This window comes from Streptomyces torulosus, assembly GCF_001419765.1.
In the GTDB taxonomy this organism is placed as follows: domain Bacteria; phylum Actinomycetota; class Actinomycetes; order Streptomycetales; family Streptomycetaceae; genus Streptomyces; species Streptomyces torulosus.
In genome coordinates, this window is record NZ_LIRK01000638.1 from 1 (window position 1) to 8,444 (window position 8,444).

The 8,444-nt window shown below is 72.6% G+C and carries 6 protein-coding genes; 4 read left to right on the top strand and 2 right to left on the bottom strand.

Going from position 1 to position 8,444, the window contains the following annotated elements; translation table 11 throughout:
- Window positions 1–729: glycosyltransferase family 39 protein (locus AOK23_RS36075; protein ID WP_240496717.1), on the bottom strand; the 729-nt coding region annotated here is incomplete at its 3' end.
- Between the two features lie 334 nt (window positions 730–1,063).
- Between AOK23_RS36075 and AOK23_RS36080 the strand changes: the two genes are divergently transcribed.
- The gene (locus AOK23_RS36080) at window positions 1,064–2,665 is read left to right on the top strand and encodes an MFS transporter (RefSeq protein WP_055716737.1); all 1,602 of its coding nucleotides are present in this window, start codon (window positions 1,064–1,066) and stop codon (window positions 2,663–2,665) included.
- An 81-nt stretch (window positions 2,666–2,746) separates the two neighbouring features.
- Window positions 2,747–3,937: an acyl-CoA dehydrogenase family protein gene (locus tag AOK23_RS36085; RefSeq protein WP_055716738.1), complete on the top strand. Its 1,191-nt coding sequence runs from the start codon at window positions 2,747–2,749 to the stop codon at window positions 3,935–3,937.
- A gap of 39 nt (window positions 3,938–3,976) precedes the next feature.
- Here the strand turns inward: AOK23_RS36085 and AOK23_RS36090 are convergent, their stop codons facing one another.
- On the bottom strand, window positions 3,977–4,420 hold the full coding sequence (locus tag AOK23_RS36090) for a cell division protein SepF (protein WP_055716739.1): 444 nt from the start codon (window positions 4,418–4,420) through the stop codon (window positions 3,977–3,979).
- Between the two features lie 313 nt (window positions 4,421–4,733).
- On the opposite strand from AOK23_RS36090, the gene AOK23_RS36095 reads away from it, so the two are divergent.
- Window positions 4,734–5,948 (top strand): DUF5685 family protein, encoded by a 1,215-nt coding sequence (locus tag AOK23_RS36095; RefSeq protein WP_079049903.1) that lies wholly within the window; start codon window positions 4,734–4,736, stop codon window positions 5,946–5,948.
- A 515-nt stretch (window positions 5,949–6,463) separates the two neighbouring features.
- Complete coding sequence (locus AOK23_RS36100) at window positions 6,464–8,263, top strand: FAD/NAD(P)-binding protein (protein ID WP_055716740.1); 1,800 nt, start codon at window positions 6,464–6,466, stop codon at window positions 8,261–8,263.
- Window positions 8,264–8,444: the final 181 nt, after the last annotated feature.

Genomic DNA, 8,444 nt, shown 5'->3' on the forward strand with positions numbered 1-8,444 from the left:
CCGCCGGCACCCCGGAGCGGGGTCTGGGGTGCCGGAAAGCGAGAGAGCCCGCTCCGGGGTGCCGGCGGGTGAAGGGGGCGTGGTCGGGTCGTGGCGTCGCTGTCGTACGTACGACGTGATCGCCGCCGTCCATACCGCCGCGACCACCGCCAGGCCCACCGGGCGGGTGAGGCCCGCGAGGGCGGCCAGGGCGCCCGCCGTCACCCAGCGGCCGGTCAGGACGGCGTACAGGGACCAGGCGGCCAGCGCGGTGAACAGCGCCTCCGTGTACGCCATCGACTGCACGATCCCCACCGGCAGCACCGCCCACAGCAGCACCGCGCACACTCCGGCCCGCCGGCCGTACACCAGGTCGACGACGGCGAAGATCCCCCAGGCCGCCCCGAGCGAGGCCAGCGTGCCGACGGCCAGCCCGGCGTGCGCGTACGACAGCGGCGTCACCGCCGACACCGCCCGCTCCAGCCACGGCAGCAGCGGGAAGAAGGCCAGGTTCGAGTGGACGTCGCCGTTGGGCAGGCGCACCTCGTAGCCGTAACCCAGCTCGGCCACCCTCGTGTACCAGAGCGCGTCCCAGCGGGCCGACAGCAGCGTCAGGGCGCTCTTGTCGCGCGCCGCGCTCCACAGGGTGAGCACGACGACCCCCAGGGCGCGCACGGCGGCGTACCCGAGGAGTGCGGGGGCGGCCCGCCGGAGGAGGGGCGGCGCCGGGCGCGTAGCAAGATCGGTCACGCGCTCGATTATCGGCGGTGCCCGGAACCGGCCGGGAGGTTCGCACGTGATGGTCGGTGAGGGGCCGTGACGGACGACCCACCGACGACCGGGGAACGGGCGATGGAGGACCCGTGGAGAACCCGTGGACGGTCGGCGGAGTGTCGCACGCCACACACCGCGGAAGCCGTCCATGAGACACCCACCACGCCTCACCGGCCAGAACTCGCGTACCCTGACGGCTCACTCGCCTTTCGTTGCGCGGGTCCGGGCCGCCGCTCTCCCGGGCCGTAGCCGCCGGGGAGTCCCCGCCCCGCGGTCCCGCCGAACGCGAGAGCATCTGGGAGGTACGTACATGTCCGGGACGCCCACGGCCGCCGCGCGATGCCGTAGGGAGGCCGGGGCCGGTGCAAACCGATGGGTCGTCCTCGTCGTCCTCTGCGTCAGCCTGCTGCTCGTCGCCGTGGACGCCACCGTGCTGCACGTGGCGGTGCCCGCCGTCACCGAGGACATCAAGCCCGGCGCCATAGAGCTCCTCTGGATCGTCGACGTCTACCCGCTCGTCTGCGCCTCGCTGCTGATCCTCTTCGGGACCCTCGGCGACCGCGTCGGCCGCAGACGCGTCCTGCTCCTCGGCTACGCCCTGTTCGGTGTCGCCTCCGGACTCGCCGCCTTCGCCGAGAACCCGCAGGTCCTGATCGCGGCCCGGGCGCTGCTCGGCGTCGGCGGCGCGATGATCATGCCGGCGACGCTGTCGATCCTCCGGCAGGTGTTCCCCGACCGGCGCGAGCGGGCCCTCGCCATCGGTGTCTGGAGCGCCGTCGCCGCGGTCGGCGCGGCCGTCGGACCCCTGCTCGGCGGGTTCCTGCTGGAGCACTTCTGGTGGGGCTCCGTCTTCCTCGTCAACATCCCCCTGATGCTCGTCAGCCTGCCCGTCGGACGCCTGCTGCTGCCGGAGTCGACCGGCGACCGCGAGGGGCCGTGGGACGTCGTGGGCGCGCTGATGGCGGCCGTCGGACTCTTCGGTGTCGTCCTCGGCGTGAAGCGGCTCGGCGGCGGGCACCCGCCGTTCGACCCGGGCACCGCGGTGGCGCTGCTCGGGGGCGGCCTCCTGATGGCCGCGTTCGTGCGCCGGCAGCGGCGCCGGAGGCATCCGCTGGTCGACCTGCGGATGTTCGCGCGGCCCGCGTTCAGTACCTCCGTCGGCTGCATCGTCCTCGCCATGCTCGCGCTGGTGGGCCTCGAACTGATCGCCGCGCAGTATCTGCAACTGGTCCTCGGGCTCTCCCCGCTGGAGACCGGGCTGCGGCTGCTGCCGCTGACCGTCGCGGCGATGGCGGCCGGGCTCGTCGGCTCTCATCTGCTGCACCGCTTCGGCCCGCGCCGCATGGTGTCACTGGGCTTCTGCCTCACCGCGTTCGCGGTGGTGCTGCTCACGGCGATGGGCCGCCAGGACAACGCGGCGCTGCTGCTCACCGGGTTCGTCCTGCTGGGCTTCGGACTGGAGACGACCCTGTTCGCGGCGTACGAGTCGATGCTGAGCGAGGCGCCCGCGTCGTCCGCCGGCGGGGCCGCGGCGATCGGTGAGACCTCCTACCAGCTGGGCGCGGGCATCGGCATCGCCCTCCTCGGCAGCGTGATGAACGCGGCGTACGCGCCCGGGTTGTCGTCGGTGCCGGGGGTGCCCTCGTCGGCGTCCGCGGCGGCGGGGCACTCGCTCGGGGAGGCGTACGAGATCGCCGGGCGGTTGGGCGGGCCCTCCGGGGAGGCGCTGCGGCACGCGGCCCGGGACTCCTTCGTGCACGGTCTGCATGTGACGTTGCTGGTGAGCGCGGGCCTGCTGGTACTGGGCGCGGTCATGGCGCTGCGGCTGCCGCGGGCCATGGAGTGCGAGGCGGACGTCCCGGGGCCGAGGGAGGCGACGGCGACGCCCGTGCGGGCGGAGTCGGTGCGCTGAGCCGTCGGGCACTGGGCGTGGCCGGGGCGTGTGGGTAATCTGCCTAGCGTTGCTAGTTTTAGTGAGCCGGAGGTTGCCCTCATGTCCGTGCCCGCGAAGTCGCCGTCCTTCGACCCCGCCGACCCGCTCGGCATCGACGACCTGCTCGAACCCGAGGATCTCGCGGTGCGGGACACCGTGCGCAGCTGGGCCGCGGACCGGGTGCTGCCGTTCGTCGCCGAGTGGTACGAGCGGGGCGAGCTGCCGGAGATCCGCGAGCTCGCCCGGGAGCTGGGGGCGATCGGGGCGCTGGGCATGTCCCTCGACGGGTACGGGTGCGCGGGAGCCAGTGCCGTGCAGTACGGGCTCGCCTGTCTGGAGCTGGAGGCCGCTGACTCCGGGATCCGGTCGCTGGTGTCCGTGCAGGGCTCCCTCGCCATGTACGCCATCCACCGGTTCGGCAGCGAGGAGCAGAAGGAGGCCTGGCTGCCGCGGATGGCGGCCGGCGAGGTCATCGGCTGCTTCGGGCTGACCGAGCCCGACCACGGGTCCGACCCGGCCTCGATGCGGACGTACGCCAAGCGCGACGGCACCGACTGGGTCCTCAACGGGCGCAAGATGTGGATCACGAACGGGTCCGTCGCCGGGGTCGCCGTCGTGTGGGCGCAGACGGACGACGGCATCCGCGGGTTCGCCGTACCGACGGACACCGCCGGGTTCTCGGCGCCGGAGATCAAGCACAAGTGGTCCCTGCGGGCCTCCGTCACCAGCGAACTCGTCCTCGACGACGTCCGGTTGCCCGCCGACGCCGTACTGCCGGAGGTCAAGGGGCTCAAGGGGCCCCTCAGTTGTCTGTCGCACGCCCGGTACGGGATCGTGTGGGGCTCGATGGGGGCGGCGCGGTCGAGTTTCGAGGCCGCGCTCGACTACGCCAGGACCCGGGAGCAGTTCGGGAGGCCGATCGGGGGCTTCCAGCTCACCCAGGCCAAACTCGCCGACATGGCGGTCGAGTTGCACAAGGGGATTCTGCTCGCCCACCATCTGGGGCGGCGGATGGACGCGGGACGACTCCGTCCCGAGCAGATCAGCTTCGGCAAGCTGAACAACGTACGAGAGGCGATCGAGATCTGCCGTACCGCCCGCACGATCCTCGGTGCGAACGGGATCTCCCTGGAGTACCCGGTGATGCGGCACGCGACCAACCTGGAGTCCGTGCTCACCTACGAGGGCACCGTCGAGATGCACCAGCTCGTGCTGGGCAAGGCGCTCACCGGACTCGACGCCTTCCGGTGACCGGGGGCACCGGAAGGCGGGGCGGTGAGCCGCCCTGCCTCAGCTCTGGTTGAAGAAGCCGTCGGCCGGTCGGCCGGCGGCCTCGCCGCTGACGATCTCCGTGTCGGCGGGGGTCAGCAGGAACACGCGGTTGGAGACCCGCTCGATCGAGCCGCGCAGACCGAAGATCAGGCCGGCGGCGAAGTCGACGACACGCTTGGCGTCGGCGGGCTCCATGTTCGTGAGGTTCATGATGACCGGGACGCCGTCCCGGAAGAGTTCGCCGATGTGCCGTGCGTCGCGGAAGCTGTCCGGGGTGACCGTGCCGATCCGGCGGCCCTGCTCGTGGGCGGACTCGGACGCGACCTTCACACGAGGGTCGGTGACCCATGCCTCGCCGGACCCGGACTCCCGCTCATCGGCGTAGTCGTCGTCGTAGTAACGCTCGTCGTCGTTGTCGTCGACGAGGCCAAGCCAGGCACTCGCCTTGCGCACCGATCCCATGGACGCCTCCTCTCACAGCGGTCTTTTTCTCTTTCCGCATCCCTATCGTCGTCCATGATGCGGATGTCTCGCCAAGTGGATAGACGCCGCACGGGGGTTTCGTGACGGTACTGGTGCAGAACGAATTCGTCGAGAGTCCATGTGCCCCAAGGGCTGCGCTGTACACGTCTGCTGACTGAGAGTGAAATAATATTGTTCGCGGCGTTTGGGTGAGTGTCGAGCGTCCGGGTGAACGTTCCGGCGGCTACGATGCGGCGCAGTTCAGGCACGTGCGCGTGGCCGTTCGGAGCGCGCGACAGACACGGGGGACGTCGTGTTCGGAATCGTGAGGCCCTGCGGTCATCGGCTCGGTGAGGGACTGAAGACCCAGTGGATGGCACATCTGTGCGGGCTCTGCCTCGCGCTGCGCGGGGACCACGGACAGTTCGCCCGCATCGTGACGAACTACGACGGCCTGCTGGTCTCGGTTCTGACGGAGGCTCAGGCCGAGCGGACCACCGACTGGCGGCGCACCGCAGGGCCCTGCCCGCTGCGGGGGATGCGCACCGCATCCGTCGCGCAGGGCGAGGGCGCTCGGCTCGCCGCCGCCGTCTCACTGGTCCTCGCGTCGGCCAAGGTGCGCGACCACGTGGCCGACGGTGACGGACTGTTGGCGCGCAAGCCGGTCGCGTCCGCCGCGCGCCGGGTCGCGACGAGCTGGGGGCGCGCCGGCGCGCGCACCGGCTCGGACCTCGGCTTCGACACGGCGGTGCTGGTCGACGCCGTCGACCGGCAGCTCGGCATCGAGGCGCTCGCCGGGCCGGGCACACCGCTGTTGACGGTGACCGAGCCCACCGAGACGGCGACCGCGGCGGCCTTCGCGCACACCGCGGTGCTCGCCGGACGCCCGGGCAACGTCGAACCGCTCGCCGAGGCCGGCCGGCTCTTCGGACGGCTCGCCCATCTGCTGGACGCGGTCGAGGACCGGGCCGACGACGCCGCCTCGGGCGCGTGGAACCCGCTGACCGCGACCGGGACGTCCCTGCCCGAGGCCCGGCGGCTCGCCGAGGACGCCCTGCACGGCATCCGGCTCGCCCTGCGCGAGGTCGACTTCGTCGACGGCAAGCTGGCCCATCTGCTGCTCGTGCACGAACTCCGGCGCTCCGTCGACCGGGCGTTCGGCACGGTGCCAGTCTGCGCGGCGCACCAGCACGGCGGGCCCCCGCAGCACGGCAACCCGTACGGGGGCGGCACCGGAAACCCGTACGGCGGGGCGGGCGGGAACCCCTACGGCGGCGGGAACCCGTTCGGCGGTGGCGGCGCGTACGGCGGCAGCGGTGGCGGGCCCGGCGGCTTCGGCGGAGTGCCGCAGCCGCAGCCGCCCAGGCGGCGGGGGTTCTGGGCCGGTTGCGGGATGTTCTGGTTGCTGTGCTGCACCTGCCAGTTGTGCTGTGCGAAGGAGTACGAAGGGCCGTGGTCCCGGAAGAAGCGGGAGGGCTGCTGCCGGGACTGCGACTGCTGCGATGCGTGTGACTGCTGCGACTGCTGACCCGCAGCCGGGCCGAGGGTACGGCTGCCGGCCGCGCGTGCGTCGTCGCGGGTGAGCGCGATGAGGGGTGCGCGTGTGAAGGCGAGCGTGCGGGATTGAGGGAGAACGCGAGCGGCGCCCCGGTCTACGGACGGGGCGCGCGGTGGGGTCGGCTCAACAGGAAGAGGACCACACGCGACCGAAGTCGATGTGGGAGCGCTTGACCAGCCACTGCTGCGAATGCATGAGCCCCAGTGGAACAGGCATACGGTTGCGCGTCAACCGACTTGAGACGTAGCGCTCACAGTGCGGACAGCCTTGACAGTGCGGGGAACCGCCCCCGTACTCTCGGCACAGACCGCTGCTGAGGGGCTCGGTCGTGCGCGTCCGGTACGCGCCGCGTGTGAAGGCACCGTGTTCGACTCGACGTGCCACGGAGCCTTTCGCATGCCCTCTCCCTTTTCTCCGCCCTCTTCCTGCCGCCTTGCCGCCGCTTCCGCCGCTCCCGGGCGTTTCGCCGGATCCCGGCGGTCGCGATGAGCGACGCCGGGGGGAGCCCGCCGCGACCGTCGCTGGTGATCGTCGGGGCCGGGCCGCGGGGGACCGGGGTCATCGAACGCATCGCCGCCAACCTGGGCGGGGCCCACGACGGACCCGGCTTCGACATCCATCTCGTCGACCCGTATCCGCCGGGCGCCGGACGCATCTGGCGGGCCGACCAGTCGTCGCTGCTGTGGATGAACTCGCAGGCCGAGGACGTCACGATGTTCACCGACGAGACGGTACGGATGGACGGCCCCGTACGGGAGGGACCCACGCTGCACGAGTGGGCCGGACTCGACGGGCGGCACTTCCCGGACCGGCGGATCCAGGGCGCCTATCTGAACTGGGTGTACGAGCGTGCCGTCGCCGACCTGCCGCCGGGAGTCACCGTCCGCCACCATCCGCGTCGCGCCCTACGGGTGGACGGTCCCCGTGACGGCCGGCAGCGGGTGTGGCTGGAGGGACGCCCCCGGCCGCTCCCCGCGGACCTCGTCATCCTCGCGCTCGGCCATCTGGACGCCGAACTCGACGACGAGCAGCGCGCGTTGGGGACATACGCCGAGGCCCACGGACTGGTCCATCTGCCGCCGGACTTCACCGCCGACAGCGACCTGTCCCGGCTCGCGCCCGGTGAACCGGTGCTCGTGCGGGGCTTCGGGCTCGCCTTCGTCGACCTCATGGCGCTGGTGACGGAGGGGCGCGGCGGACGGTACGAGGGCGACCCCGACGGTGAGCTGACCTACGTCCCGTCCGGGCGGGAGCCCGTCCTGCACGTCGGGTCGCGGCGCGGGGTGCCGTACCGCTCGAAGATCGGGTACGGGCTGGAGGGCGAGCGGCCGCCGCTGCCGCGGTTCTTCGGGCCGGCCGAGGTCGACGAACTGCGCGCGCGTCAGGGCGGGTTCGACTTCCGACGCGACGTGTGGCCGCTGATCGAGAAGGAGCTGGGGTTCGCGCACTACCACCGGCTGTACACCGCCCACCCCGAGCGGACGGCCATGGACCGGGCCGGTTTCGAGGAGAGATACGCGGCGATCGCGGACGCGGCGGAGCGCGCGGCCCTGGTGGCGTCCGCGGTGCCGGACCCCGCCGACCGGCTGGACCTGGCCGCGCTGGACAGGCCGTTGGCCGGGGCGCGCTACGGGTCGTACGCGGAGTTCCAGGAAGGGTTGCGGGCCCATGTCGAGGGGGACCTGGCGCGCCGTCACGACCCGGCGTACAGCCCTGACCTCGGCGTCTTCCTCGGGCTGCTGTCGGTCTACGGGCAGCTGATCCGGCTCGGGGACATCGGGCCCTGGTGGCACGGGTTCTTCAGCTACCTCGCGTCGGGGCCGCCCGGCCCCCGGCTGCGGCAACTGCTCGCGCTGTCGCGGGCGGGCGTCCTCCACTTCGTCGGCGCGGACATGGCCGTCGCCGCGGAGAACGGGGTGTTCCGGGCGTCGAGTCCCACGGTGCCCGGCGGGTCGGTCGAGGCGAGGGCGCTGGTGGAGGCGCGGCTGCCGGAGCCGACGGTCGCGCGGGCGCGGGACGCGTTGCTGCGCGAGCTGTACGACGACGGGGGTGTGGCCGAGACCCCGGAAGGGCTGCTCGCCGTGGACCCGGCGGACGGGAGGCTGCTGGACCGGAAAGGGCGCCCCCACCCTCGGCGCTTCGCGCTCGGGCCGTACACCGACAGCCGCGCACCGGGCGCCTTCACCCGGCCGCGCACCGGCGGCCCGGCCTTCCGCCAGAACGACGCGACCGCCCGCGCCGTCCTGGCGTTCCTCGGGGAGCCGTCGTATCGGGCGGTGGCGTGAGGGGAGGGGGAGGGGTCGGCTGCGGTGAGGCGCCTGTGAGGGCTGCGGGTCGGTGGGTCGACCCTGTGTGAGCGGGCGGTGAGGCGGGAGCGGGAGCGGGAGTCGGTCGGGAGTCGTCGGGCGGTGGTGGTGAGTGGTGGAAGGGGCTGGTCGTATGGGGTCGGGGTTCGGGCGGGGAGCG